The following is a 26,181-nucleotide window of genomic DNA, read 5'->3' as shown; positions in this document are numbered from 1 at the left end:
CTTATGAGGCAGTGGCGGGAACCGCCAGCACGTCCCGCTCTCGGACCAGCCGGCGGATGGTCTCGCGCAGCCAGCGATGATAGCGGCTGGATTGCGACCTCTCGTGCCAGAGCAGGTAGAAGGCCATGACCTTGAGTTCGTCCGGCATCAGCAGAAGCTTGAGCTTGCCGCCACGCGTCGCGTGCTCTGCATAGCGGCGCCCCACCGTGAACGCGTGGTGCGTTCCGGGCAATAGTTGCGGAATTATCGAATAGTCGGGCACCGACACCACGACGCGCCGCTCAAGCCCCAACCGCATCAGCATGCCCTCGATCGGACGGATGGAGAGATCCTGAGGGGCCGAGGGGGAGATGTGGCTCAACCTCACATAATCCTCGAGCGTCAGCTGCGTGCCGGCGGGCAGGGGGTGGGACGCACAGACGAGGCAGGCGAGTTCCGAGTTCGCGAGCGGCATGTGCTTCAGATGCGGTGGCGGCACCGGCCAGTTGCCGACGATCGCATCGAGACCACCTGTCTCGCGCTCTGTCTCTTCGCCGCTTTGCATCGTCGGCACGAACAGCTCCAACCGGCAGCGCGGCGCAACCTTGTGCAACTCGGCGATGAGGTGGGGCACAAGGAAGAACTCGAAGGACGTGGCGGCGGCTATTCGAATGGTCCGCTCGGACGTGGCCGGATCAAATGTCTCGTCGGACTCGAGCAAATCGACGAAGCGATTCATGAGCTCCTCGACCTGCGTCGAGACCAGCATGCCCTTGTCGGTGAGCAGCATCCTCTGCCCCGAGCGCACCAGGAGCGGGTCACCGAAAATGTCGCGCAGGCGGCGGAGGATGGCGCTGACCGATGGCTGGCTCTGACCAAGCTGCGCCGCCACCCCCGAAACACTGCGTTCGGCGAGCAGACGACGCAGAATGTCGAGCTCGCGCAGGCTCAGGCCAAAGAAGTTGGAGCGGCTATTCATCGTCACTGCGAGCCACCGCCACCTCGGCGCGACCGGAGCTGGCGCTTTCCCGGCCGACCGGCGACGAAACGCCCACCAGACGGGGTCTGATTGAAACTTTCCTGCATAGCCGCATGATGGCGGCAAAGTGCAAGCTGGTACAGGCCGACCTTCGTGGCCCCAGGATCCTGAACTGGCGCCATCTCGGCGAGCTTGCGTCGGCGAGGTACCAGCCGGTTCCTTCGGACGATCACTCGCATCCCGGCAATAGTTGCCGCCCGGGCCGGACTCTTTTGCCCCTTTGTCGCCACATCCGTTACGGCCAAGGAAAATAATCGAGCAATTTCAAGGATCAACCGATCTGGCATCGACCTTGCATTGCTTCGGCCGAACCCGCGTGTCCGCACGCCAAATGGGGGTATGGAGCAAACTATGGGCATCTACGGCGCTCTTTCGACCGCAGTCACCGGGCTACGCGCCCAATCCTTCGCGCTCGAGAATATCTCGGGCAACATCGCCAACAGCCAGACCACCGGCTTCAAGCGCATCGACACCGATTTCGTCGACCTGATCCCCGACGCCCCGCAGAAGCGCCAGACGGCGGGCTCGGTGCTGGCGCAGTCGCGCTCCACCAACAGCCTGCAGGGCGACGTCAAGGGCACCTCGACCGCCACCAACATGGCCATCAACGGCAACGGCTTCTTCATCGTCGAGCCGCCGATCGGGCAGGCCGACGGGGACACGCTGTTCTCGGGCGCCAGCTACTACACTCGTCGTGGCGACTTCGAACTCGACAAGAACGGCTACCTGGTCAACGGCGCGGGCTACTACCTGAAGGGCCTGCCGATCGATCCAGTTACGCAGAACATTTCCGGCTCGGTGCCGCAGGTGCTGCGGGTCTCGAACTCGTTCCTGCCGGCGGCGCAGACGACGCGCGTCAACTACGAACTCAACCTGCCGCAGTTGCCCAAGACCGCGGCCTACCAGGCGTCCAAGGCGCCGGGTAGCGAGCTGCTGAGGGCGCAGGACTTCCTGTCGCTGACCCCGGACACCCCGGCAACCCTCTCGGGCGCCACCACCACGGGCACGGCCCTGCCTTCGACCATTGCGGCGGCGGGCGACTCGCTCAGCGTGTCGGTGAATGGCGGCCCCGCCACGGTGATCAACTTCATCAGCGGCGGCGGCAGCTCCGGCAACGATATCGACATCACTGCCTATGCCGATGTCGACGCGATGCTGACGGCGATCCAGGGCCTGCTGCCGGGCGGCGTGACGCTGGCCCGCAACCCGGCGGGCGCGATCACCGTGACGGCGGCAAATGCCAGCGACACCGTCACCGTCACCGACAACACCACCGGCACCTCGACCACCGGTTTCAACCTCGCCGACGGGACCATCAGCCCGACCGTTTCGCCGGCGACGGCACTGGCGGCGCGCGTCAACACGGTCAGCGCGGCGGATGCCGACAAGTTCGTGGCGCAGTCGATCTCCGGCGGCGCGATCACCGTCTATGCCGGCAACGGCGCTCCGGCCAACGTGCAGATGCGCTGGGCCAAGGTGAACTCGACCGCCAATGGCGGCGCCGAGCGGTGGAACATGTTCATCCTCACCAATTCCGAGGCGACCGGCACCGGCACGGCATGGACCCGCGTCGGCGGCGACTACACGTTCGGCGCTGACGGCTCGCCCAGCCCGTCGGTGGAATACACCGACCTGCCGGGCCTCACCGTCAACGGCGTCACCGTCGGCAACGTGCGGCTGCAGCATGGCGCCAACGGGCTCACCCAGTTCGCCGATCCGAACGGGACGGCGGAAGTGACGACGCTGAACCAGAACGGTTATGCCGCAGGCGAATACGTCTCGGTCGCGGTCAACGACAATGGTCGCGTGGTGGTGTCCTACAACAACGGCCAGCAACTCGAAGTGGCGCAGGTGGTGACCGCCAACTTCAATGCCGCCAACGCGCTCAAGCGGATGGATGGCGGCGTGTTCGCGGCGACCTCGGAATCGGGCGAACCGCTGCTCGACAATGGGGGCGTCATTGGCTCCTCGCTCGAAGCGTCCAACACCGACATCTCCGAGGAGTTCACCAAACTGATCATCACCCAGCAAGCCTATGCCGCCGGCACCCGGATCGTCTCGACGGCCGACCAGATGCTGCAGGAAGCGCTGAACATGGTCCGCTGACCGTGGGGGTGATGCATGGGGGCGTCGCGGCCTGGCCGCGGCGACCCGGGTCGAGGCTGGAGTAAGACGGAATGGGGCTTTCGGTTACCCTGAGCAACGCGCTGAGCGGTATGCGCGTCGGGCAGAACGCGCTCGACACGCTGTCCAACAACGTCGCCAATGCCGGTACCCCCGGCTATCATCGGCGGTCGGTCAGCGTCATCGACTCGGTGGGGGTCAACTCCACCTATGCCCGCGAGGGCCAGCTGACCCGCACCTTCAACCAGAGCCTGCAGCAGCACTATACGCGGGCGACGGCGGAGTCGGGGTTCTCCAGCGTCAAGGCGAGCTTCCTCGACCGGGTGCAGACCTTGTTCGGCAAGCCCGGCACGACCGGCTCGATCGACAGCGCCTACAATGGTTTCGAAAGCGCATTGGCTGCGGCTGCGACCAGCCCTGACAGTTACGCCAACCGCGCCGACCTGGTGCAGAAGGCGCAGGCGCTGGCCGGCACGCTCAACCGCATGACGTCGGACATCCAGTCGCTGCGGCAGGAGACCGAGGCGCGCCTTTCAAACAGCGTCGACACCATCAACAACCAGCTGCAATCGCTGGAGAAGGTCAACCTGCGGCTGGCCGACCAGGGCATCGATCCGGGATCGCGCGCCACGCTGATGGACCAGCGCGACCGGCTGGTCGAGAGCCTGTCGCAGCAGATGGACCTGCGCGTAAGCTATCGCAGCGACGGTACGGTATCGCTGATGACCCGCTCAGGGGTGGGCATCCTCGACGTCAAGGCCTCGGTGTTCCAGTACGAAAGCGCCGGCGCGCTGTCGGCAAGCTCCCGCTTCAGCCCGGACGATGCGGTGAGCGGGGTTGGCAAGCTCACCATCATGACCCCGGCCGGACTCGAGATCGACCTGGTGAAGCAGAACGTCCTGAGCTCGGGCGAGTTGGCCGGGTTGATCCAGTTGCGCGACCAGTCGCTGGTGCAGGCACAGGACCAACTGGACGAAATCGCCTCGTCGCTGGCCAAGGCGATGTCGACCAATGTCACGGCGGGCACGCAGGTGACCTCGGGCCCCGCCAATGGCTACGAGGTGGATCTGGCGGATGTCCGCAACGGCAACGAGTTCACCTTCAAGTATCTGCAGGGCGGGGCCGAGAAGACGGTGCGCGTGATGCGCGTCGACGACACCACCAAGCTGCCGCTCGACTATGTCGATGCCAACGGCGCGCGGGTGATCGGGCTCGATTTCTCGAGCGGCGCGCCATCGATCGCCACGCAGCTGCAGGGCAGGCTCGGCACCAGCCTGTCGGTCAGCAGCCCCTCGGGCACAACGTTGCGGATCATGGACGACGGCCTTGCCGGCACGACCGACATGTTGTCGCTTTCGACCCGTACTACGGCCACCGGCGTTCAGAACGGCAGTCTCGGCTTCTCGCTGTTCGTCGATACCAACAATGCCGATTTCACCGACAGCCTCGACGGCGTCGGCCAGAAGCTCGGCTTCGCCGGCCGCATCAGCGTCAACCAGGCGATCGTCAACGACAACAAACTGCTGGTGCAATATACCGGCACCACGCCGCTGGGCGACCAGGACCGGCTCAATCAGATCGTCAGCAATCTCGATAGCATGCGCTTCGCCGGCGCGCAGGGCTCGAGCGGCACCACGGCCAGCTTCCGCCTGGGCGGCACGGTTGCCGACATCATCTCGCAGACGATCAACTTCCAGGGCAACGCCGCGGCCGCCGCGATCTCGGACCGCGATACCCAAGACATGACGCTGGATGCCCTGACGCAGCGGCTCGACAGCGAATACGGCGTCGACGTCGACGAAGAAATGGCACGCCTGATGGAACTGCAGAACGCTTTCGCCGCCAATGCGCGGGTGATGAGCGTGGTGCAGGAACTGATGGACGCCCTGATGCAGCTGTGAAGGAGCCAACGGCATGACCTCAGTGGGCAAGACGATGTTCCCGCTCGCCAACGGCATCAAGAACATCACCGCGATGAAGGCGCGCTATGACCAGCTGCAGACCCAGCTGGCGAGCGGCGAGAAGGCCTCGACCCTCGCCGAGATGGGCTCCGACCGGTATTTCGACCTGGCGCTGCGCCAGCGCATGGCGCGCATGGATGGCTATCAGCAGTCGATCTCGACGGTGAACCTCCGCCTCGAAGTGCTGGATACGGTGATGAGCCGGCTCGACAAGATCGAATCCGACGCGCGCGCCGGCGCGATCTCGGGAGGTGGCGGCACCTCGGGCATCAACTTCCAGACCACCCCGACACTGGCGCAATCGCGCTTCGACGAGGTGTTGACGCTGCTCAACACCGATATCGCCGGCCGTTACATGTTCGGCGGCAACCGCACCGACAGCAAGCCGGTGGCGACGCCGTCGGAACTGATGAACGGCGTCGGCGCTCGGGCAGGGTTCAAGCAGGTGGTCGGCGAACGCAAACTCGCTGATCTGGGCGCAAACCACCTGGGACGGCTCGACGTCACGACCGCGACAGACACGGTGACGCTGGGCGAGCAGAACACCGTATTCGGCATGAAGCTCTCAGGCATCACCACGACCTCGGCAAATATCGCGGTGACGGCGCCCGGCGGCGGCCCACCGCCGGCGCTGACGGTGCAGTTCGGCACCCCGCTTCCGACCGCCGGCGACAAGGTGCAGGTGAGCTTCACCCTGCCGGATGGCACCGAGGAGCAGATCGTTCTGACCGCCACTACGGGTACGCCAGGCGACGGCGAGTTCCAGATCGGCGCCGACGCCGATGCCACCGCTGCAAGCTTCGGCACAGCCCTCACCGGTTCGGTGAAGCACCTGGCCGAGACCAAGATGGTATCGGCCTCGGCCTATGCGGCGGCCGGCAATTTCTTCAACGGCCAGGGCCAGCCGGTGATGCGGGTCGACGGGCCGCCGTTCGACAGCGCCACCGGGCTGATCGCCGGCACCACCGCCAACACGATGCTCTGGTACAACGGCGAGGACAGCGCCGATCCCCGCAACACGGTGACGGCGCGGGTGGGTGAGGGGACCACCGTGGGTTATGGGGTCCAGGCCAACGAGAGCGGCTTTCTCAACCTGATCCAGACGCTGGCGGCGGTGGCCGTGCAGGATTTCCCCGACAGCGACCCGACCTCGGAGGAGCGCTACACCTCGATGATGTCGCGCAACGCCTCGCGGCTGGCCGACACCAAGGACAATCAGCCGGGCTCGCTGGCCGCCATTACGGTCGAGCTGGGGCTAGCGCAGAGCACCACCGGTTCGATCGCCGAGCGGCACACGGCGCATTCGGCTCAGCTGGGCAACATGCTGGAGCAGATCGAGGCAGCGCCCACGGAGACCATCGCCATGGAGATCCTGGCGCTGAAGACCCGACTCGAAGCCAGCTACCAGACAACGGCGCTGCTGAGCCAGCTGTCGCTCGTCAACTACATGAGATAGCCGCCGTATCCATATGGCCAGAAGATGCAAAAGCCCGCGAAGTGCGGGCTTTTCGTTTTCCGGTCCGGAGGAACGGCTCAGCTCTGGCCGGCGCGCAGTCCGGCGGCGATCTCGCGGTTGATGTTGATCAGCACGGTGAGCTTGTTGGCCGAAGGCTCGGCCTGGATGGTCATGGTCTGCTTCATGACGAACAGGGCGAGATTGGCGATGTTCTCGCGCAGCGACTTGGGCAGCTGGCTTTCCTCGCCGGTGACCGAGCCAAGGAACACCGTCCACAGCTTGCGATTGAACATCAGGGCGGCGGTCAACTCGTGCCGCTCGTTCTCCCAGTCGTCACGCACACGCTGCATCTGGCCGGCAGCTCGGGAGAGGAGGTTGGCCTCGAGGAGACGAGGATTGACCGTCTGCCTGCCTACCTGCTGGTAGGCGAGCGCCGCACTATTCTGCATTGCCGAGGAGTTCCTGTTCGTACTGGATCAGCTTTTTCGCAGCCTTGAGCGCTTTGTACAGGGAGCCGGTTAATATCTCGTTATTGATTTCGTCAACAATGCGGATGGTTGATGGCGCTGCGGTGATGATGTCGTTGACCAGATGAAAGTAGTCCTGAGTCAGTCGTTCGACGTTTTCATGGATGTACATCAGTTGGACGGCCAAGTAGATGCGCTTGGCGGGACTGTCGGCGGTTTCGAAAGTCAGGATGTCCTTTTCCCGCAGGATTGGCGCCTTGCCATCGATGAACAGGCGGGTGCGCTGATCCGAATTGGTGATGACACAGTTGCCGACGATCAGGCGCTCGCCCGGCTTCAACTCGACCTTTAGCGACATGTCGGTGGCTCGATTCCATGATTCCGTGAAGCCAGCATACTGCATGCCGCACCTCACCAAAACGCTACCGGGCGAGGGCGGAGGCGAGGATGGCGCAGGCGCCACGGAGGATCGCCGGCGGTGCGACAAGTGCAGCCGCCGGAGTGTCGATCAGAACAGGCGCAGCACCGCCTGGTCGGCCTGCGATGCCATCGACAGGGCTGTGGAGCTCAACTGCTGGCGGGTCTGCAGGGCGAGAAGGTTGGCGGCTTCCTGATTGGCGTCGGCAAGTGTCAGGTTGGCCGCGCCGGTCTCCAGCGTGTTGATCATCGACTTGGTGAAGTCGTTGCGGTTCTCGACGATCGAGAGGTTCGAGCCGAAGGCCGAGGCCTGCGAGCGGAGCTTGCCGAGCGCTTCGCCGAGCTTGCCGAGACGGGCATCGAGCGCGGCGTCGCTGTCGAAATCGGCGAATACGGCCGAGGCGATATCCAACGTGGCGTTGTTGATGGAGGTGGGATCGCCGTCGGCATCCCTGGCCTGGATGTCGATGGTCGAGGTGCCGGTCTCGTTGAAGGTCAGCTTCAGGTTGTCGCCGCGTAAGAGGTTGATTCCGTTGAAGGAAGCGTCATCGGCGAGCTTGTCGAGCTGGTCGCGCAACTCGTTGAACTGCTTGACCAGGTTCTTGCGCACTTCGTTGCCGCCGATATCGGCGGTGCCGGAAGTACCGTCGATCTCGCCGTCGGAGCCGACACCGTGGACGGTGAGTTCCTCGGTCGAGAGATTTTCGATGCGGAGCTTGCCGTTGTCGTTCGAGGCGCGGATCCTGTCCTTGAGGCCCGAGTTGCTGTTTATCGACTGGACGAGTTGGTCGACCGGATAGCTTCCCGCGGTGGCGCCTGCGGTTTGCGTGCCCGAGGTGCCGAAGATTGCTGCCGCTCCGGCGCCGCCGACTGTTACGGTGTTCGAGCCGTCGGCCGCGCCCTGGAGGTCCATGCGGTTGCCCGAGCCGCCGACGGTGATGCCCGTTACACCCTGCGCGCTGAGTTCGGATTGGATGTAGCTGCGGGCCTGTCCGATCGTCGCCGCGTTGGCAGATGTCAGATTGATGCTGGCCGTGGTCGTGCCGTTGCTGATGGTGATCGGCGCCGACGGGTTGCCCGCGACCGGTGCCATGCCGAAGGTGCTGTTGATGGATCCGCCGCCGTCGACGTCGCCGTTGACCGCTCCGATCGTCAGCTTGCTGCCCGGACCAGCGGTTGTGGCGATGATGATGTTGGTGCCGTCATTGGTCACGGAGGTCGCGTAACCATCGGCCAGCAAAGTCCCGTGCAGGATGTCGGTAAACTCATCGATATCGTCGATGGTGTTGTCTCCGTTGCCATAGCCCGGAAGGTTCGCCAAGCTGATGCTGACGTTCCAGGAAACCGCAAAGGGGCCCGTCTGGTCGAGTTGGAAGGTGATCTCGTCGGACGCGCCGAAGGTGGTGCCGCCCGAGGGCGCATAGGCGAAGGATACCGAGCCGTCGCCTGGAGCGGTAAAATCGGCGCTGGCGGCGAACGTCGACTGCACCGCAGCGGCGCTGCCCAGCGATACACCGACGGCGGCGCCGCCAACGGCGCCACCGGTAAACTCGAGCAGGCCGGTGCGGGCAGGGTCCAAGGTAAAAGACTGGGTCTTGAACGACTTGTCCTGCCGCGCCTGGCGGAGCGTCGACTGCATCGACTCGACCGTTTTGGTAATCGCGCTCAGGCCGTTATCCGCAGCTTCGATGGTCTTGATGCCGTTCGACATCGAGTCGAGCAGGTTCGACATGTCGCCGGCGCGGCTGTTGAGCGAAGCGGCGGTGAAGAAGTTGGTGGGGTTGTCGAGCGCCGAGTTGACCTTGAGGCCGGTGGCGAGGCGCTGCTGGGTCTTGGCCATCGAAGCGGCCGTCGACTGGAGCGCAAGCAGGTTCGAGCGAACCGCCTTGGAGAGGTTTACGTCAGCCACGTCACAAACCTTCTGGTCTGTCTAAATGCCCGCATCCTGGGGCCCGGCTAGTCACTGTGCTTCATCTATCGCGTCCCAATCGGAAACGAGGGGTTAAACGACGGACGAAAACAGTCCAGCGCAAAGAAAAAGGCGGGCCGGAGCCCGCCTTCGTCTTGTCTTGGGTCGGACGTCTCAGAACAGGCGCAGCACGGCCTGGTCGGCCTGCGAGGCCATCGACAGAGCCGTCGAAGACAGCTGCTGGCGGGTCTGCAGGGCGAGAAGGTTCGCCGCTTCCTCGTTGGTGTCGGCAAGCGTCAGGTTCGCCGCACCGGTTTCGAGGGTGTTGATCATGTTCTTGGTGAAGTCCTGGCGGTTCTGCACGATCGACAGGTTCGAGCCGAAGGCCGAAGACTGCGAACGCAGGGTGCCCAGGGCGTCGCCCAGCGTGCTCAACTTGGCGTCGATCGATGCGTCGCTGTCGAGATCCTTGTCGGCAACGGTGGTGATGCCGAGCGACGTATTGTTGATCGAGGTCGCGTCGCCATCGGAATCCTTGGCCTGGATGTCGATGGTCGAAGTGCCCGTCTCGTTGAACGTCAGCTTGAGCTTGTCGCCACGGAGCAGGTTGATGCCGTTGAAGGAGGCATCATCGGCCAGCTTGTCGAGCTGGTCGCGCAGTTCGTTGAACTGCTTGGCCAGGTTCTTGCGGACCTCGTTGCCGCCGATCGTCGACGTGCCCGAAGTGCCATCGACTTCGCCATCCGAGCCAACACCGTTGACGGTCAGCTCTTCGGTCGAGAGGTTCTCGATGCGGAGCTTGCCGTTGTCGTTGGAGGCGCGGATCTTGTCCTTCAGCGACGAGTTGGAGTTGATCTCGGAAACGAGCGCGTCAACGGTCTTGACCGCACCGGTCACGGCAGCCACGCCGTCGGTCGACGTCGTCGCCACGCCGAGGCTGGTTGCGCCAGCACCCGAACCGGTGAAGTTGACGCCGTCGGCGCGGGTGATGCCGAGCTCGTTGGTGCCCGAGTCGAAGGCGGCGGTGAAGCCGGCCGAAGACAGGGCCGTTTCGAGTTCGGCCTTGGTCGAAGTATTGGTGATCGCGAAGCTCGTGGTGTTGGTCCCCGAGGTCAGCGTGATCGTCTGGCCGGCAAAGGCCTGCAGTGCGGTATCGTCGGCAACAGCCACCGAACCGGCGAGGGTTGCCGGGGTTGCAGCAGACGAGGTCGTGTTCAGGTTGACGCTGACCGGCGAGGTGCCGACGGCGCCGCCTTCGAACGACAGGGTCTTGACCGAAGACGTGCCAATAGCCGTCGCGTCGAGTGCGTAGGACGTGGTCTTGAACGACTTGTCCTGGCGCGCCTGACGGAGCGTCGACTGCATCGATTCGACGGTCTTGGTGATCGACGACAGGCCATTGTCCGCGGCTTCGATGGTCTTGATGCCGTTGGACATGGAGTCGAGCAGGCTCGCCATATCCGAAGCACGAGAATTCAGCGATGCGGCGGTGAAGAAGTTAGTCGGGTTGTCGAGCGCCGAGTTCACCTTGAGACCGGTGGCGAGACGCTCCTGCGTCTTGGCCATGGACGAGGCGGTTGACTGCAGGCTCAGCAGGTTCGAGCGAACTGCCTTTGACAGATTTACATCAGCCATTTTGGAGGCCCTTTCTGGGTCCGTACTCAGTTACTAAGGCCGTCTCTCCTGAGACGTGGCCGGATCATCGTGCCGGACCCGCAAAAGAAGTCTTAAGTTCGTCGCGTGAATTGAAGGCCGCCGATGCCATTGAACGCAAAGTTAACGAGCGGTTTGCTCCATGCTTCGAAGTGATACGGAAGCGCTGCCGGCAAAGAAAAAGGCGGGCCGAGGCCCGCCTTCATCGTCTTCATTAGCGTCGCGCCTAGAACAGGCGGAGCACGGCCTGGTCGGCCTGCGAAGCCATCGACAGGGCCGTCGACGACAGCTGCTGGCGGGTCTGCAGGGCGAGGAGGTTCGCCGCTTCCTCGTTGGTGTCGGCCAAGGTCAGGTTCGCGGCGCCGGTTTCCAGCGTGTTGATCATGTTCTTGGTGAAGTCGGTGCGGTTCTGCACGATCGACAGGTTCGAACCGAACGAGGAGGCCTGCGAGCGGAGCTTGCCCAGTGCCGAGCCGAGGATTTCCAGCTTGGCGTCGAGCTTGGAGTCGGCGTCGAAGTCGGAGTTGACGACGTGCTCGATGCCCAAGGTGGTGTTGTTGATGGCGATCGGGTCGCCATTCTCGTTTTTGGCCTGGATGTCGATGGTCGAGGTGCCGGTCTCGTTGAACGTCAGCTTGAGCTTGTCGCCGCGGAGCAGGTTGATGCCGTTGAACGAAGCATCGTCAGCGAACTTGTCGAGCTGGTCGCGCAGTTCATTGAACTGGGTGACGAGGTTCTTGCGGACAGTGTTGCCACCGATATCGCCGGTGCCCGTGCCGCCGTCGACCTGACCGCTCGAGCTGATGCCGTTGACGGTCAGCTCTTCGGTCGACAGGTTCTCGATGCGCAGCTTGCCGTTGTCGTTCGAGGCACGGATCTTGTCCTTCAGCGAGGTGTTGGAGTTGATCTCCTGCACCAGCGCATCGACCGTCTTGACCGCACCGGTGACCGCGGCCACGCCGTCGGACGAGGTGGCGGCGACGCCCAGGCTGGTCGCCGCGGCGCCCGACCCGGTGAAGTTGGCGCCGTCAGCGCGGGTGATCCCCAACTCATCGGTGCCCGAATCGAAGGCGGCGGTGAAGCCGGCAGCCGACAGCGCGGTCTCGAGCTGAGCCTTGGTCGAGGTGTTGGTGATCGCGAAGCTCGTGGTGTTGGTCCCCGAGGTCAGCGTGATCGTCTGGCCGGCGAACGCTTGCAGCGCGGTATCGTCGGCCACGGCCACCGAGCCGGTGAGGGTCGCGGGTGTTGCAGCGGCAGAGACGGTGTTGAGGTCGACGCTGGTCGGGGTGGTGCCAACCGCGCCACCTTCGAACGAGATCGTCTTTACCGCTGCGGTGCCGATCGCGGCGGCGTCGAGGCTGTAGGACATGGTCTTGAAGGACTTGTCCTGGCGCGCCTGGCGGAGCGCCGACTGCATCGACTCCACGGTCTTGGTGATGGAGGTGAGGCCGTTATCGGCGGCCTCGATGGTCTTGATGCCGTTCGACATCGAGTCCAGCAGGTTTGCCATGTCGGACGCACGACTATTCAGCGACGCGGCAGTGAAGAAGTTGGTCGGGTTGTCGAGCGCCGTGTTCACTTTGAGGCCGGTGGCAAGACGCTCCTGCGTCTTGGCCATGGAGGCCGCGGTGGACTGCAGGCTGAGGAGGTTCGAGCGAACCGCCTTTGACAGGTTAACTTCCGGCATGGGTGGAATCCCTTCTGGCTAGATCAATAATCTCGTCCTGAGATTGGGAGGGATCGTAGCTGCCGCCGGCTTAGGAATGGTTAACGGAATGCTGCCCGGTGCGGTTAATTTTCTGTTCCGCGATCGCTTTTCGTAGGTCGTAAGGCCTTGTGAAGATTAAGGAATATTTCGCTCCGGCAAGTTCTGCCGGGCAGCGTGGGATGGTTACGGTATTAGGGAGCCGCGTGCCGCGCGGGGCAGAATCGTGTGCTCAGACCAGCCGGTCGTGCAAGGCGAGCGATCCCTGGGCCGGCAAGTCGGCGCTGCCGAGGCGCAACAGGATTTCTCGATCGCTGGTCGGCTTGGGCGGTAGCTGGCCCGAGAGCAGGGCAGCGGCAAAGGCGGAGCCCGGCGGCGGCGGAGGAGTGGGCAGGGGCGGCAGCAACTGTGGCTGGCCCGGGCGCGGAGGAGGGGGCGGCGGTGCGTCGGCCTGGTCCGAGCCGGCGCGGGAATCGCCAAGCAGCGTCCGCGAACGGTAATCCGCAACGGCTCCCAGTCCCGTGTTGATCGGTTCGGGCGCTATTCTGGCGCTCATGACCGGCAATCCCAATTGTCAATCAATCGGAATAGTGCCGGCCGAGGCTTGCAGGCAGCTTTCGCCGGCCGTGGCAATTTGCCGAAAACTGTAGGGATGCGAAGCGCCTCTCCGTTCGGCGAGCGGCGAGCCGCTCCGGCCGGCGGGGCTAGAGGGCGCGGTTGATCGATACGCCGCTGGCGATCTGTGGCGGTTGCCCGGCGAGCTCTCCAGTGGCGCCGTAGGTCCGGGGGCGGGCCCTGGCGCTCATCGCGCGGGCGACATCGGTCAGCAGATCCTCGGTGACCGAGCGGGCGGTAGCAATGACGCGCAGGTTCTCGGCCATCTGCGTTGCAAGTCGATCATGGCCGTTCAGCAGTTGATCGACCAATTCGGGCGCCTCGGCGCGCAATCGCGCCGACTGGCGCTGCACCGATCGGGCAAAGCCCATATAGTCCTGCGCCAGCCGCGTCTTTTCGGCGGTGAGTTCTCCGGCGTCGCGGGCACGGCCGGCGCGGAGCAGGGTAGTCTCCTGGTTCAGCACCACCACCAGGTTCTCCAGCGTCTCCATGGCGAGCCCGCAGAGCTCGGCAGCCGGAAGGGTATCGAGAGCCGCGAGGCGTTCGGCAGCAGCATTCATTATTTCAGCGCTCCGCTGGTTCGTGTGGTCGGAATGGCGTTCTGGGCGGCTTCCTGTGCCGCAATGAGGTCGGGCAGCAGGGCATCGGCGAGGCCGACGCCGCCGGAGCGGGCCAACACGTCCGCCATCTGCTCGGCCTGCATGCCGCGCCAGGTCTCTTCGGCAAAGCCACCGCCCATGGCGCTATGGTCGGTCTTGAGCGAGGAGAACATCTCCTTCATCAAGGTGTTGAGAAAAACACCCTCAAGGTCCTTTGCCTGCTCGCGAAGATGGCCGACCTGTGCGGGCGCAAGGGTGGTCGACCGGCTCTGGCCGGCATAGCCCAGCCCGGCGGGGGAACTCAGCATCACAGCACCTCGATGTCGGCTTGCAAGGCGCCCGAGGCCTTCACCGCCTGCAGGATGGCGATCAGGTCGCGCGGGCTGATGCCGAGCGCATTGAGGCCATCGACCAGTTCCTGCAGGCTCACCGATTCCGGCACCACCGCGAGGTTGCTGTCGGTGGTGTTCACCGAGAGATCGGTGCGCGGCTCGACGGCGGTCTGGCCGAGGCTCAGCGGGTTGGGCTGCACCACCGTGGGGCTCTCGGCGATGGTCACCGTGAGGTTGGACTGGGCCACGGCCACGGTGGAGACGCGCACATCCTTGCCCATGACGATGATGCCGGAGTTCTCGTCGATGACGATCTTGGCCGGCAGGTCGGTCTCGATGACCAGCTGTTCGATGTCGGTGAGCAGGTCGACGATATTGCCGTTGAAGTTGCGGGGCAGGTTGAGCCGGATAGTCGCCGGATCCTCGGGCGTGGCGCAGGGCACGCCGATGAAATCGTTGATCGCGAGCGCGATGCGGCGCGAGGTGGTGAGGTCGGGATTGCGGAGCGCCAGACGCAGCGAGCGCTGCGCGCCGAGCACGAAGCCGATCTCGCGCTCGATCAGCCCGCCCGAGGAAATGCGGCCGGTGGTCGGGACGCCCGAGACGACCGAGGCCGCATCGCCGGCGGCCGAGAAGCCGTTGATGGTCACCGAGCCCTGGGCGATGGCGTAGACCTCGCCGTCGGCGCCGAGCAGCGGCGTCACCAGCAGGGTTCCGCCCTGCAGGCTCTTGGCATCGCCCAAGGAGGCGACGTTGACGTCGAGACGGGAGCCCTGGGTCGAGAAGGCCGGCAGGTTGGCTGTCACCATAACCGCTGCGACATTGCCGGTGCGCATGCTCTCGCCGCGGGTATTAACGCCCAGCCGCTCCAGCATGGCCTGCAGGCTCTGCTTGGTGAAGGGCGAGTTGTTGAGGCCGTCGCCGGTGCCGTTGAGGCCGACCACCAGGCCGTAGCCGACCAGCTGGTTGTCTCGCACGCCCTCGATGTTGACGACGTCCTTGATGCGCGCGGCGGCGGCGAAGCTCACGCCTGGCTGCGGCAGCAGCAGCAAGGCGGTCATCAGACCAAGCAAGGCGCGCTTCAGGTTGAATTTGGCCATCTGGTAGTCCCCGGAAAGCGGCACATCCCCATGCACCGCGATTGCCGGGAGCGTTGCCAGAACCGTGCCAAACTCCACAAATGTTTGATTTTGCTCGATAATGCTCTCGACGGAAGCGTGGCGCCTGGCGTCGATGGGCAAGTCCTGCCGGGCGCATTAACGTTTGCTTAACTGCTGGCGGCAGATTTTGCCGGGCAGCGAGCAGGGCGGGTGAGTCCGGTGCGGATCGAGAACAATGCGCGGGTAGGCAATGTGGCGGGGCGCTCGGCGTCCGGTCGCGGCGCGTCCGGCGTGGCGTTCGAGATCGGGCAGGGACCGCAGGCCCAGGAGGCGCGGCCGACCGCCTCCATTGCCGCAGCCACCTCGCTTGACGCATTGCTGGCGCTGCAGGCCGTCGAGGACCCGCTGCTCAAGCGGCGCAAGATGGTGCGGCGCGGCAACCAGTTGATCGACACGCTGGAGGGGCTGCGCGGCGACCTCCTGGGTGGGCGGATGGCCGAGGGCCGCCTCAACCAGCTCATGGCTGTGTTGAGCCAGGCGCGGGAGCGATCGGAGCCCGGGCTGGACGCATTGCTCGACGAGATCGAGCTCCGGGCACGGGTTGAGCTGGCCAAGCGCGGACTGTTTCCCGCCTGACACAGTTGGCGGCTCTCCGCTCACGGATTGATCACCAAGCTTTTGAAAGCTTGCGAAGCATGCCCCTGCGCCACTATAAGGCCGGCCATTAGGGGCGTTTTGGAATCGAGTCAGAATGTCGACTGAAGTTCTTGAATACCGACCTACTCAGGACGAGCCGTTTATGAACCCGCGCCAGCGGGAGTATTTCCGGCAGAAGCTGGAGCGGTGGAAGGAAGAGATCCTTCGGGAAAGCCGCGAAACGCTCGAGAACCTGCAGGAAGAAAGCCAGAACCATCCGGACATGGCAGACCGCGCATCCTCGGAGAGCGATCGGGCCCTGGAACTGCGCACCCGCGATCGGCAGCGCAAGCTGATTTCGAAGATCGACTCGGCGCTCAAGCGGATCGAAGACGGCACCTACGGCTATTGCGAGGAAACCGGCGACCCGATCGGGATTGCCCGTCTCGACGCCCGGCCGATCGCCACGCTCTCGCTGGAAGCCCAGGAAATGCACGAGCGGCGCGAGAAGGTGTACCGCGACGAATAGGTCGCCGCGGGCGCCGGAAACAAGCTTGAAGGGTCCGCCAGCGCGGGCCCTTTTTCGTTTGGGCGGGTCCGCCGCGCTCGAATCTGAACCGGAGATGAACGCCTGACTCACCCCGGAGTCAGGCACGCGCCGCTAGCCTGAGGTAACTGCGGCATGTCCGCCGCAGATTCCAGCAAGGGCCGCTCAAATGAAATCTCTCCTCGCCATCACCGCGCTCGTCGCCGCTGCGTCATTCACTTCCATGGCGCACGCGCAGGAGGCCATCACGCTGGGCACACCCGGCTATGGCGGTACCGGCTGCCCGGGTGGGAGCGTTTCGGCGACCCTGAGCCCCGACGCCACCTCGCTCAGCCTGCTGTTCGATTCCTACGTGGTCGAAGCGGGCGGCGACACCGGCAAAACTTTCGATCGCAAGGCCTGCAATATCGCCATCCCGGTGCATGTGCCGCAGGGGATGAGCGTCTCGGTGCTGGCGATCGACTATCGCGGCTACAACAACTTCCCGGCCGGCGCCAACTCGCAGTTCAACGTCGAGTACTTCTTCGCCGGCGCGCGCGGCCCGACCTTCAGCAAGACCTTCACCGGTCCCAAGGACGAGGACTACCTGATCCAGAACAAGCTGACGGCCCAGACCACCGTGTGGTCCGGTTGCGGCGCCGACGTGAACCTGCGCACCAATTCGAGCATCCGCGTCGCCACCAAGCAGAACAAGCAGGCGCTGGCGACGGTCGACTCCGAGGATGTGAGCGCGGCCATCGTTTACCAGCTGCAATGGAAGAAGTGCTAAGCACAGCTCCTGCGGAGGGGTGGTGCCCACCCCTCCGATCCTCTGGAGTGACGACATGAGAATCCCGTTCGCCGCCGCCCCGCTGTTGCTTCTGATGTCAGCCGGCGCGCTGGCAGCGGATGGTTGCCCGCCGGGCGAAACCAGCGTCACCGAGAATGGCGACGTGATCAGCGTCATCTTCAACGTCTTCGTTGCGACGCCCGCGGAAAGCGCGACCTGCAATCTGGTGGCGCCGACGCTGCTGCCGCAGGACACCTTCGCGGTCTACAAGGCAGACTACCGTGGCTTCGTCAACGAAGGGGACACAGGAACGCTGGCGGTGAGCCAGGGCGGCGGCGCCGACGTGACCGTCATTCCCGGTTCGGCGGACCCGTTTCTCCATACCGGCTATGTCGGCTCGAACGCCGACGGCGACATCGCCAGCGACATCAGCCTCGCGCTGGAGAGCCTCGATCCGGCGTCGGCAGCCACGCTCGACACTATCGACTACCTGGAGGTCGGCCGCACCACCCTGGCATCGGTCCTAGGCTCCATCGGCGACATCGCGACCGGGCGCACCGGCATCGTCATCCATCTCAATGCGACCGCGGGGCTGCTGGTCGGCGCCGGTCAGCCGATCGAACGCCCGGATAACGTGGCGCTGCTCGGCGCGGTCGGCTCGCATGCCGTCGGGGCCACCGGCCACCTCAACATGGGCGACGGCTTTTCGGTCGATGGCGGCGCGGCGCTGTTCGGACAGTCGGTCGGCGGGTCGAGTGCGGATGGCCTCCTCTTCAGCGGCCGGGCGCAATACCTGCAGCCCGATAGCGGCGGCATCCGCCTGTTCGGCGCCGCGGGCGTCAACGCCGCTCCGGGCATGTCGCTCGGCTTCGCGCGCCACTATGACGACGGCTCGGCCGATGGCGCCACCATCCATTCCAATACCTCGGGCTCGCTGGTCGGGCTCTATCTCGAAGGCGGCGCGCTCTATGCTCCCGACCCGAGCAACCAGATCGCGTTCACCGGCACGCTGTCCCAGAGCTGGCTCAGTGTCGACGGTTACAGCGAGACGTTCAGCGAGGACAACCTGTTTCCCGCCAGGTTCGACGATGCCACCGACAGCTTCACTACGGTGAAGGCCGACGCTGCCTGGACCAGTGCCCTCACATCCGACATCGACCTGACGCTCAATGCCGCGCTCGGCCACACCTTTGCCAATGATGCGGTCGCGGCGGACGTCGCGTTTGTCGGTCCGATCTCCGTCGAGGGGCAGAGCGAGTTGTTTGCGGAATACGGGGCGCGCCTGGGCTGGAACCTGGCGCCCTCGACGACGCTGGGAGTGTTCGCGCAGGGCTCAAGCGGCGCTGTGTCGGGCACGCATGTGCAGGCGGGCACGACGTTCAGCCTGCAGTTTTAGCGCGGCGGGGCCGCGCGCTTGGAGAGCTTGATGAAAACCTGGCTGCTGGCCCTGACCTTGATCGCCCTGAGCCTGCCGGCAACGGCGGCGGCCCCGAAGCTGGGAAAACCCTCCTATGGCGGACCCGGCTGCCCGGCGGGGACCGCCACGGTGGTCGCCGGCAATGACAGCATCAGCATCCGCTTCGATCGCTATCAGGTCGCCGCCGGGGGGGCGAGCGGCAAGGGGTTCGACCGCAAGGCCTGCAGCCTGTCGATCCCGGTGAAGGTGCCGGCGGGCAAGAGCGTCGCGGTGATTGCCGTGACCTTTACCGGCTACAACCGACTGCCGGCAGGGGCGACCTCGCAGTTCAGGGTCGAGCAGTTCCTCGCCGGCGGCAGCGGTCCGGTGTTCAGCCGCAACTTCAAGGGACCGCAGACCGGCCGCTTCAGCGTGTCGAGCGATGCGGCGCTGGTCTGGTCGGCCTGCGGTGGTGGCGTGACGCTGCGGACGAACTCGAGCCTGCTGGTCCGGGCGTCAGGCGGGCAGGCCGCCTCCGCCAGCATCCGGTCGCAGGAGGTCAAGACGGCGATCGTCTACCGGTTGCGCTGGAAGGACTGCTGAACGGCTCAGAGGCGCGGCAATCAGCGGCCGAGCAGCATGGCGAGCCTGGCCGCCACCATCCGGACGACGAAAGTCAGCGGGATTCCGCCGTGGGCGCGCAGATCGGTGGGCAGTGACACGCCAGCGGGCACAAACCTCGTCTGGATGCGCATCTCGAGCGGCGCCGCCGGCGGGACGATGCGATCGCGATAGATCGGCGTCCAATGCAGGATCGGATCCAGGCGCGCGAGCATGGCTGAGTTGCAGCAGCGGGCGACCATGCGCCGGGTGGTTGACGCGGGCTTCAGACTGTACCCCTCGAGCAGCTCGTCGCCCTTGGTGCAGTGCAGCCGGTCGTTGCGGTAGAGTGCATAAGGCGTGCCGGCGCCCGCATCGAGTACCTTGGGTGCGCCGGGCAGGGCCTCGATCATCGCCGAGCCGGCCTGGCAGTCGTCGCAATGGCAGACGACACTGATCAGCGGCGCGCCGCTCAGTTCGAACTCGACCTTACCACAGGCGCAGCGCGCGACGCGCGATAGCGGCTCGCTCATCGTTGCGTGCCATAGGCGGCGAGAAACACCCGCACGCCGGCTTCGGCGTTGCGACGGAGCTCTGCGGGGGAGGGAATGGCGTCGTCGCCGAGCAGCATGGCCCGGTTCAGCGGTGCCGACATGATCAGCCAGTTGAAGTGCTCGGCCGCAACCGCCGGGTCGTCGATCTCGAGCAGCCCGCGCTCGGCAAGGCCGACGAATACCGCCGCAAGCATGTTCATGGCGCGGGCGGGCCCGCGCTCATAGAGCACCCGGGCCAGTTCGGGGAAGCGCGTCACTTCGCCGATCACCAGGCGGCGCAACTGCATGATGCGTGGGGTCAAGACGACGGTGAGCTGCCGCAGGGCATATTCGACCAGGTAGGCCGCGAGATCCTCGCCTTCAGCGAGCTGTGCGACGTCGTTGTGCACCACGTCGCCGGCACCGGTGGTCATGCCGCCGACGATCTCGACGAACAGCGCCTCCTTGCTGGAGAAGTGCTTGTAGACGGTCTGTTTGGAAACCGAGGAGAGGGCGGCGATCTCATCCATGTTGGTTCCGAGGTAGCCACTCCTGAGGAACACCTCGGTAGCAGCATCGAGGATGGCGCGGCGTTTGCGCGCCGAGCGACCATCGCTTTCCACGTCGGTGTGTTCGTTGCCGTCCAGCCCCATCGATCCGCCGCTCCCACAAACGTCCACAGCCCTGATTGACATGACAGTACTGGACAGTCTAGTTTCTTGCAACAGACGGAACTGGACGGTCCAGTTCTATCGTGGCTGGGCCACCCGGGAACCGAAGGGAGAGTTGAAATGCCGAAGCGACGTCTGGCGATGGCAGCTGTGGTGGTCGGGGCGCTTGCCCTGCCGATCCCCGTGGCGCTGGCCGAAGCCGCAACCACACCCGATGCCGAAAACCAGATCGCAGGAGACGTTTCGATGACCAATGCTGCCAAGCCGGCCACCCTCAAGGTTCCAGGCGCGACCCTCTATTACGAAGTGCGGGGCAGCGGACCGACGCTGCTGGTCATCCCCGGCGGCCCGCAGGATGCCGGCGTATTTGCCGAGCTGTCGCAGCTGCTGGCGGACCGCTACAGGGTGGTGACCTATGACCCGCGCGGCAACTCACGCTCGCACTTCGACGGCGAGACAGCGCCCCTGTTGATGGACCAGCAGGCGGACGATGCAGTTGCGCTGATCGAAGCGATCGGCAACGGCCCGGCCTTCGTGTTCGGCACCAGCGGCGGCGCGCAGATCGGGCTCAACCTGGCGGCGCGGCACCCGGAAGCAGTACAGGCGCTGGTGGCGCATGAGCCGCCCTCGATGATGTTGCTGGATGACCCCAGCGAGGCGGTCGCCGCCGACAAGGCACTCTACGACACCTATGTCCGGGATGGCGTCGACGCAGCGATGGGGATGTTCTTCGCGATGAACGGGCTGGACGATGGGGGCGAGGCAGTGGCCGAGGCGCCGCCGGAGTTCGAGATGCCTCCCGAAGAGGCCGAGACCTTCGCCCGGGTCAGCGGCAACTTCGAGTACTGGCTCAAGCACGGCATGATGCCGCTGTCGCTCTACGTGCCCGATGTGGCGACGCTGAAGGCAGGTGCTCCGCGGATCGTAGTGGCCATCGGCGAGGCCTCGGCCGGCCAGCCGATCGAACAGATGAGCCTGGCGCTCAGCAACAAGCTCGGCATCGCGCCGACGAGGTTCCCCGGCGATCATATGGGTTTTGGGCCGCAGGCTGCCGCCTTCGCCGAGGCGCTCGACGCCGCGTTCGCCAACTGACGGAGACACGCCGATGCATATCCAGTTCGCCGAACTGCCGGTGTTCGACCAGGATCGGGCCATTGCCTTCTATGTCGACAAGCTCGGTTGCGAGGTTGCGTCTGACGCGCCGATGGGCGCCGACGGCTGGCGTTGGGTGGAGGTCAGGTTTCCCGGCGCCCGGACTTCGCTGCACTTCCTCCGCCGCCCCGACGACAAGCCATCGCCCGAGCCGGTGCTCGTGTTGGTGGACGCCGACGTCGTGGGCACGATCGAACGACTGCGCGCGAGTGGCGTCGAGATCATCACCGAACCCAGCGAGGCGCCCTGGCAACCCGGGCGGATCGTGGCCGAGTTCCGTGACAGCGAGGGCAACCGAATGGTGATCGGCAGTCATTGAGCCCTTCTCCGGGGGCCACACTTTTGCACTGTCCGTGCCACCGCGCCCCCTCGCCCCTCTGGGGAGAGGGCTGGGGTGAGGGGTGCCAAGCGCGCTGAGGGCTCGGTGTGGGCGTCGTACAATCCGGAGGTGGCAAATAGTGTTGGCTGGTACTTGGTGGACCGGTGCGCTTGGCGCCCCCTCACCCTGACCCTTGCATGTTGATTGCAGCCGACTCTGTACAGAGTAGGCGGTCCCGGTCGGTGGCGACCGGCCGGGACCGGATGGACGGGACCGTCTGACCCTTGGTTTGAGCCGCGGGAGAGCTTGGTCCGTTTGTCCGTGTCGCTGGTCCTGAACAGATGATGGGGAGCAAGTCCCGCATGCAAGGCAAGGTTGAGTCCACAATCAGCGCGCTGGCAGTTTATGCCGGGATCGACGTGAGTAAAGACTGGCTGGATGTCTATCTGCATCCTGGCGGTCAGAGTTGGCGGGTGGCCAACACCCCGCTCGGGTTACGCCGACTGCGGCGGCACTTGGACGAGCTGGGGCTGCAGCTTGAGCGCGTGGTTCTGGAAGCCACCGGCAAGTATCACCGGCTGGCGTTCCGGACACTGAGTGCCTGGGGCTATGGGGTGGTGGTGATCAACCCGCTGCGGGCACGGCTGTTCGCCGAGGCGTGTGGGGTCTTGGCCAAGACCGATCGGATCGATGCGCGACTGTTGGCAGTCATGGGCCACAGCCTTGCTCCTCAGCCCAACCAGCCGGTGCCCCAGCAGCTCGAGCAGTTGCAGGAACTGGTGAATGCTTACACTGCCGCCCGCACCGAGGCGATCGCACTGGGCAACCGGCTGGAGCAGGCCACGGTGTCGTTCCTCAAGACCGAACTGAGGGGCCGCCTGACCAGCCTCAAGGGCCATGTGCAGCGCCTCGAGGCCAAGATCGAGCAACTGATCAAGGCCGATCCCGGGCTGGCCGGCCGTTATGCCATCCTGCTGTCCATCCCCGGCATCGGCGCCATCACTGCTGCCGCGCTGCTGGCCGGACTGAGCGAACTGGGCCGGTGTTCGGCCAAGGCCGCTGCCCTGCTTGCTGGCTTGGCACCCATTGCCGACGATAGCGGTCGCAGGCTGGGGCAACGCCACATCCGCGGTGGTCGAATGCAGGTACGCAACGCCCTCTACATGGCCGCCCTCAGCGCCGCCCGTTACAATCCAGATCTCAAGGCCGTCTACCAGCGCCTGCGCAACGCCGGCAAACCGCCCAAGGTCGCCCTCACAGCGGTGATGCGAAAGCTTGTCGTGCTCGCAAACACCCTGCTCACCCAGAACCGTCGCTGGGAGCCCAACCAACCCGAAACTGCTTGACCGCAAACACAGATGCTCTCCCCAGAGGGGCGAGGGGACGCACTTTGCGCGGGCGGTGCGCCATCGCACTTCTTCCTCGTCGGGTGGTCAGTTCCTAGGCCGCCTCGCGGTTGTCGTCGAAGGCGCCGACTGCCTCCTTTGCGCCCTTGTCGTTGCCGCTGTCATGACAGATATGATACTCTGTATTGACAGGAGTGTCGTGATGAACCTGCAAATTCGAGATCCGCGCGCACATCGGTTGGCTCGCCAATTGGCGGACAGGCGGCGCGTCTCGCTGACCGAGGCGGTTATCGACGCGCTCGAGGCGCAACTGAAAGTCGAACAGTCTCGCATCCCCTTGGAGGAGCGCGTCAAAGACATTGCCGGCCGGCTGAGAGCGAAGGGCAAGTTCAGTGGACGTGATATGAGCAAGGATGAGATCGACGAGATGTGGGGTCACTCCTGATGTTCGTCGACACCTCGGTGCTGGTGGCGCTGCTTTCTGAGGAAGACGATGCAGGCGAGTGGGCCAGGCGGCTTGAGCAGGAGCGGGTTCTCATCACCAGCGCCCTGGTTGTACTGGAGGCCGCTATGCGGCTTTCAACCAAGCTGGGTGTCGATCCGATAGACGCTGAGACCTCGATCAACGAGCTGTTGCGCCACTCCGGAATCAATGTGGTCGCCATTGATGCCGATGACGGACATCGGGCGGTGCGGGCATTCGCGGAATACGGCAAAGGCAGAGGACATCCTGCGCAGCTTAACCTCGCAGACTGCTTGTCCTACGCTTGTGCAAAGAACCGAAAGGTCCCGCTGCTCTATAAGGGCAACGACTTTGCGCGGACGGATATCGAGTAGCCTCTTGAGACCGCCGCTTGTTCGGAGTCGTCCAGAAAAGCTGCTGCCGGACGCCTCAACCGGAGCGTCCCACCGCTCCATAAGCTGGCGCGGTGCCTATGCCGCCGCTTCACGACCATCGTCGAGCGCCCCGACCATGTATTGCACCAGTTCGGTGGCGTTGGTGTCGGCGGTGCGTTTCTCGGTGACCTTGCGGCCGCGATGCATCACCACGATGCGGTCGGCGACGGCGAAGACGTCGGGCATGGTGTGAGTGATGAGGATCACCGGCACGCCCTGATCGCGGAGGCGCCGGATCAGCTCAAGCACCTTCTGCTGCTCGGGCACACCGAGATTGTTGGTGGGCTCGTCCATGATCATCAGCCGCGCCTTCCAATAGATGGCGCGAGCGATGGCGACGGCCTGGCGCTGGCCGCCGGACAGGCTTTCGATCGGCTGGGTCAGGCTCGGAAACTGGATGTCGAGCGTGGCGAGACTCTGCTCTGCTTCGGCCAGCATCAGCTTGTCGTTGAGGGTGTTGATCAGCCCGCCGAGATAGCGGTGCTTGACCTCGCGCCCGAGGAAGATGTTGGCCGGCACGTCGAGATTGTTGGCCAGGGCCAAATCCTGGTAGATCGTTTCGATGCCGGCGCTGCGGGCGTCGATCGGCTTGGGGAAGCTGACGGGCCGACCCTCGAAGCGGATCTCGCCCTCGTCGGGCAGGTGCACGCCCGAGACGCACTTGATCAGCGTCGACTTGCCGGCGCCGTTGTCGCCGAGCAGCGCCACCACCTCGCCGGGATTGATATCGAGGCTGACGTCGTTGACGGCAGTCAGGCCGCCGAAGCGCTTCGAGAGGTTGCGGATCGACAGTACCGGCTCGCTCATGATCCCCTCCCGCGGCGCCCGAGGATCAGGTCGCGCGACTGGTCGATCAGCACGGCGATGATCACCACGGCGCCGACGACGATGAATTGCCAGAAGGCCTGCACGTTCATCATCACCAGCCCGGTGGTCAGCACCGCGATGATCAGGGCGCCGATCACCGTGCCGATGATCGAGCCGGCGCCGCCGAACAGGCTCACGCCGCCGATGATCACCGCGGCGATGGAACTCAGGAGCAATGGGTCGCCGATCACCGCCGAGCCGGCGGTGAAGCGCAGCGTCGAGAGGAACCCGGCGATACCGGCCGTGACCGAGCTCAGCATGTAGAGCTTGACGATGTGACGATCGACCGGGATGCCGGTGCGCAGCGCCGCCTGCATATTGCCGCCGATGGCGTAGGTGTGCCGGCCGAACTGCGTGCGATTGAGAATGAACATCGAGATCAGCACCACGATGGCGGTGATCACCACCGGCCAGGTGAAGATGCGGTCCATCTGGCGCAGCATGGCGCCGGTGACGTCGGGGCGGAAGAAGGCATAGAAGCCGCCGCCCTCGCCGTTGACGACGTAGAACAGCGATTCATTGCCATAATCGCGGATTTCTGCCGGCAGTCCGATTACCGTGGTATTCTCGGAGAACAACAGCGCCATGCCCCGGACGATGAACGAGGAGCCGAGCGTGACGATGAAGGCCGGCACCTTGAGCTTGGCGATGATCAGGCCGTTGACGAGGCCGACTCCGGCTGAGGCTGCGACCGCGGCGAGGAAGCCGAGCGTCGCGGCGAGCAGCAGCGGGGCGCCGGCGTTGAACGAGGCGCGGATGGCATGGGCCGAGACCACCGAGGCAAGGCTCATCACCCAGCCGACACTGAGGTCGATGCCGGCCGAGATGATGACGAAGGTCTGCCCCAGCCCGAGCAGCAGTACCGGGGTGATGGCGACGAGGATGTTCATCGCGTTGCGTAGCGTCAGGAAAGTGGCGCCGCCGGCGAGCGGCACGGCGATGATGAAGAAGACGATCATCAGGCCGAGGAACACCCAGGCCCACAGCCGGCTGGCGAGCAGGATGAAACGCTTGTCGGGTGGGAGCCGGGGCTCCGCTGGGATAGCCTTGCTGTCGGTCACGGGCGCCCCGGTGGTGGAGTGAGCGAAACGG

Annotated in this window: 27 protein-coding genes; 13 read left to right on the top strand and 14 right to left on the bottom strand. The window is 64.9% G+C overall.

Annotated features, from left to right (window positions below; translation table 11 throughout):
* Window position 1: 1 nt before the first annotated feature.
* The gene (locus tag APS40_RS23925; RefSeq protein ID WP_055049423.1) at window positions 2–958 is read right to left on the bottom strand and encodes a LysR family transcriptional regulator; all 957 of its coding nucleotides are present in this window, start codon (window positions 956–958) and stop codon (window positions 2–4) included.
* Window positions 959–1,369: 411 nt separating this feature from the next.
* Between APS40_RS23925 and APS40_RS23920 the strand changes: the two genes are divergently transcribed.
* The 3 genes from APS40_RS23920 to APS40_RS23910 all read left to right on the top strand — a co-directional run bounded on the left by APS40_RS23920 (window position 1,370) and on the right by APS40_RS23910 (window position 6,559).
* Window positions 1,370–3,124, top strand: a complete 1,755-nt coding sequence (locus APS40_RS23920) for a flagellar hook protein FlgE (protein WP_055049422.1) — start codon at window positions 1,370–1,372, stop codon at window positions 3,122–3,124.
* Window positions 3,125–3,195: 71 nt separating this feature from the next.
* Entirely contained in the window at window positions 3,196–5,043 is a 1,848-nt protein-coding gene (flgK, locus tag APS40_RS23915) for a flagellar hook-associated protein FlgK (protein ID WP_055049421.1), read from the top strand.
* A 13-nt stretch (window positions 5,044–5,056) separates the two neighbouring features.
* Window positions 5,057–6,559: a hypothetical protein gene (locus APS40_RS23910; protein WP_055049420.1), complete on the top strand. Its 1,503-nt coding sequence runs from the start codon at window positions 5,057–5,059 to the stop codon at window positions 6,557–6,559.
* 77 nt (window positions 6,560–6,636) lie between these two features.
* Here the strand turns inward: APS40_RS23910 and flaF are convergent, their stop codons facing one another.
* The 9 genes from flaF to APS40_RS23870 form a co-directional block, all read right to left on the bottom strand.
* Window positions 6,637–7,008, bottom strand: coding sequence for a flagellar biosynthesis regulator FlaF (gene flaF / locus APS40_RS23905; RefSeq protein ID WP_055049419.1), 372 nt, complete (start codon window positions 7,006–7,008; stop codon window positions 6,637–6,639).
* Window positions 6,998–7,384 (bottom strand): flagellar biosynthesis repressor FlbT, encoded by a 387-nt coding sequence (flbT, locus tag APS40_RS23900; protein ID WP_055049808.1) that lies wholly within the window; start codon window positions 7,382–7,384, stop codon window positions 6,998–7,000. Before flbT ends, flaF begins: the two co-directional genes overlap by 11 nt.
* Before the next feature lie 150 nt (window positions 7,385–7,534).
* Window positions 7,535–9,352 (bottom strand): flagellin N-terminal helical domain-containing protein, encoded by a 1,818-nt coding sequence (locus tag APS40_RS23895; protein ID WP_055049418.1) that lies wholly within the window; start codon window positions 9,350–9,352, stop codon window positions 7,535–7,537.
* Window positions 9,353–9,526: 174 nt separating this feature from the next.
* Complete coding sequence (locus tag APS40_RS23890; RefSeq protein ID WP_082434635.1) at window positions 9,527–10,987, bottom strand: flagellin N-terminal helical domain-containing protein; 1,461 nt, start codon at window positions 10,985–10,987, stop codon at window positions 9,527–9,529.
* Window positions 10,988–11,231: 244 nt separating this feature from the next.
* Window positions 11,232–12,692, bottom strand: a complete 1,461-nt coding sequence (locus tag APS40_RS23885; protein ID WP_055049416.1) for a flagellin N-terminal helical domain-containing protein — start codon at window positions 12,690–12,692, stop codon at window positions 11,232–11,234.
* A gap of 250 nt (window positions 12,693–12,942) precedes the next feature.
* On the bottom strand, window positions 12,943–13,266 hold the full coding sequence (locus APS40_RS25100) for a hypothetical protein (protein WP_156343064.1): 324 nt from the start codon (window positions 13,264–13,266) through the stop codon (window positions 12,943–12,945).
* Between the two features lie 148 nt (window positions 13,267–13,414).
* On the bottom strand, window positions 13,415–13,885 hold the full coding sequence (locus APS40_RS23880; protein ID WP_055049415.1) for a hypothetical protein: 471 nt from the start codon (window positions 13,883–13,885) through the stop codon (window positions 13,415–13,417).
* A complete protein-coding gene (locus APS40_RS23875) occupies window positions 13,885–14,232 on the bottom strand; it encodes a rod-binding protein (protein WP_055049414.1) in 348 nt (115 codons plus the stop codon). The genes APS40_RS23880 and APS40_RS23875 overlap by 1 nt, the downstream gene beginning before the upstream one ends.
* A complete protein-coding gene (locus tag APS40_RS23870; RefSeq protein WP_082434753.1) occupies window positions 14,232–15,356 on the bottom strand; it encodes a flagellar basal body P-ring protein FlgI in 1,125 nt (374 codons plus the stop codon). The genes APS40_RS23875 and APS40_RS23870 overlap by 1 nt, the downstream gene beginning before the upstream one ends.
* Before the next feature lie 219 nt (window positions 15,357–15,575).
* On the opposite strand from APS40_RS23870, the gene APS40_RS23865 reads away from it, so the two are divergent.
* The 5 genes from APS40_RS23865 to APS40_RS23845 all read left to right on the top strand — a co-directional run bounded on the left by APS40_RS23865 (window position 15,576) and on the right by APS40_RS23845 (window position 19,307).
* Window positions 15,576–15,992 carry a flagellar assembly protein FliX gene (locus tag APS40_RS23865; RefSeq protein WP_197279397.1) on the top strand — a complete coding sequence of 139 codons (417 nt, stop codon included), beginning with the start codon at window positions 15,576–15,578 and terminating at the stop codon, window positions 15,990–15,992.
* Between the two features lie 115 nt (window positions 15,993–16,107).
* Entirely contained in the window at window positions 16,108–16,521 is a 414-nt protein-coding gene (gene dksA, locus APS40_RS23860; RefSeq protein WP_055049412.1) for an RNA polymerase-binding protein DksA, read from the top strand.
* Between the two features lie 187 nt (window positions 16,522–16,708).
* On the top strand, window positions 16,709–17,308 hold the full coding sequence (locus APS40_RS23855; RefSeq protein ID WP_055049411.1) for a DUF4360 domain-containing protein: 600 nt from the start codon (window positions 16,709–16,711) through the stop codon (window positions 17,306–17,308).
* Window positions 17,309–17,363: 55 nt separating this feature from the next.
* Complete coding sequence (locus APS40_RS23850; protein WP_055049410.1) at window positions 17,364–18,704, top strand: DUF4360 domain-containing protein; 1,341 nt, start codon at window positions 17,364–17,366, stop codon at window positions 18,702–18,704.
* A 30-nt stretch (window positions 18,705–18,734) separates the two neighbouring features.
* Window positions 18,735–19,307, top strand: coding sequence for a DUF4360 domain-containing protein (locus tag APS40_RS23845; protein WP_055049409.1), 573 nt, complete (start codon window positions 18,735–18,737; stop codon window positions 19,305–19,307).
* A 20-nt stretch (window positions 19,308–19,327) separates the two neighbouring features.
* Here APS40_RS23845 and APS40_RS23840 read toward each other — a convergent pair whose 3' ends face one another.
* Entirely contained in the window at window positions 19,328–19,837 is a 510-nt protein-coding gene (locus tag APS40_RS23840; RefSeq protein WP_055049408.1) for a GFA family protein, read from the bottom strand.
* On the bottom strand, window positions 19,834–20,490 hold the full coding sequence (locus tag APS40_RS23835; RefSeq protein WP_055049407.1) for a TetR/AcrR family transcriptional regulator: 657 nt from the start codon (window positions 20,488–20,490) through the stop codon (window positions 19,834–19,836). Before APS40_RS23835 ends, APS40_RS23840 begins: the two co-directional genes overlap by 4 nt.
* Window positions 20,491–20,628: 138 nt before the next feature.
* On the opposite strand from APS40_RS23835, the gene APS40_RS23830 reads away from it, so the two are divergent.
* From APS40_RS23830 to APS40_RS23810, 5 genes are all read left to right on the top strand, one after another.
* Window positions 20,629–21,600 (top strand): alpha/beta fold hydrolase, encoded by a 972-nt coding sequence (locus APS40_RS23830; RefSeq protein WP_236884170.1) that lies wholly within the window; start codon window positions 20,629–20,631, stop codon window positions 21,598–21,600.
* Window positions 21,601–21,613: 13 nt separating this feature from the next.
* Window positions 21,614–21,979 carry a VOC family protein gene (locus APS40_RS23825; protein ID WP_055049406.1) on the top strand — a complete coding sequence of 122 codons (366 nt, stop codon included), beginning with the start codon at window positions 21,614–21,616 and terminating at the stop codon, window positions 21,977–21,979.
* A 362-nt stretch (window positions 21,980–22,341) separates the two neighbouring features.
* Window positions 22,342–23,325, top strand: coding sequence for an IS110 family transposase (locus tag APS40_RS23820; protein ID WP_055047656.1), 984 nt, complete (start codon window positions 22,342–22,344; stop codon window positions 23,323–23,325).
* A gap of 202 nt (window positions 23,326–23,527) precedes the next feature.
* Entirely contained in the window at window positions 23,528–23,770 is a 243-nt protein-coding gene (locus APS40_RS23815; RefSeq protein WP_055049805.1) for a type II toxin-antitoxin system VapB family antitoxin, read from the top strand.
* A complete protein-coding gene (locus tag APS40_RS23810; protein WP_055049405.1) occupies window positions 23,770–24,162 on the top strand; it encodes a type II toxin-antitoxin system VapC family toxin in 393 nt (130 codons plus the stop codon). Before APS40_RS23815 ends, APS40_RS23810 begins: the two co-directional genes overlap by 1 nt.
* 96 nt (window positions 24,163–24,258) lie before the next feature.
* Here APS40_RS23810 and APS40_RS23805 read toward each other — a convergent pair whose 3' ends face one another.
* Together APS40_RS23805 and APS40_RS23800 are read right to left on the bottom strand one after the other, a co-directional pair.
* Window positions 24,259–25,029, bottom strand: coding sequence for an ATP-binding cassette domain-containing protein (locus tag APS40_RS23805; protein ID WP_055049404.1), 771 nt, complete (start codon window positions 25,027–25,029; stop codon window positions 24,259–24,261).
* A complete protein-coding gene (locus APS40_RS23800; RefSeq protein WP_055049403.1) occupies window positions 25,026–26,150 on the bottom strand; it encodes an ABC transporter permease in 1,125 nt (374 codons plus the stop codon). Before APS40_RS23800 ends, APS40_RS23805 begins: the two co-directional genes overlap by 4 nt.
* Window positions 26,151–26,181 lie beyond the last annotated feature (31 nt).

The organism is Devosia sp. A16, assembly GCF_001402915.1.
Taxonomy (GTDB): domain Bacteria; phylum Pseudomonadota; class Alphaproteobacteria; order Rhizobiales; family Devosiaceae; genus Devosia_A.
The sequence above is the reverse complement of the archived record's forward strand: the minus strand, read 5'-3'. Positions and strand labels throughout refer to the sequence as shown.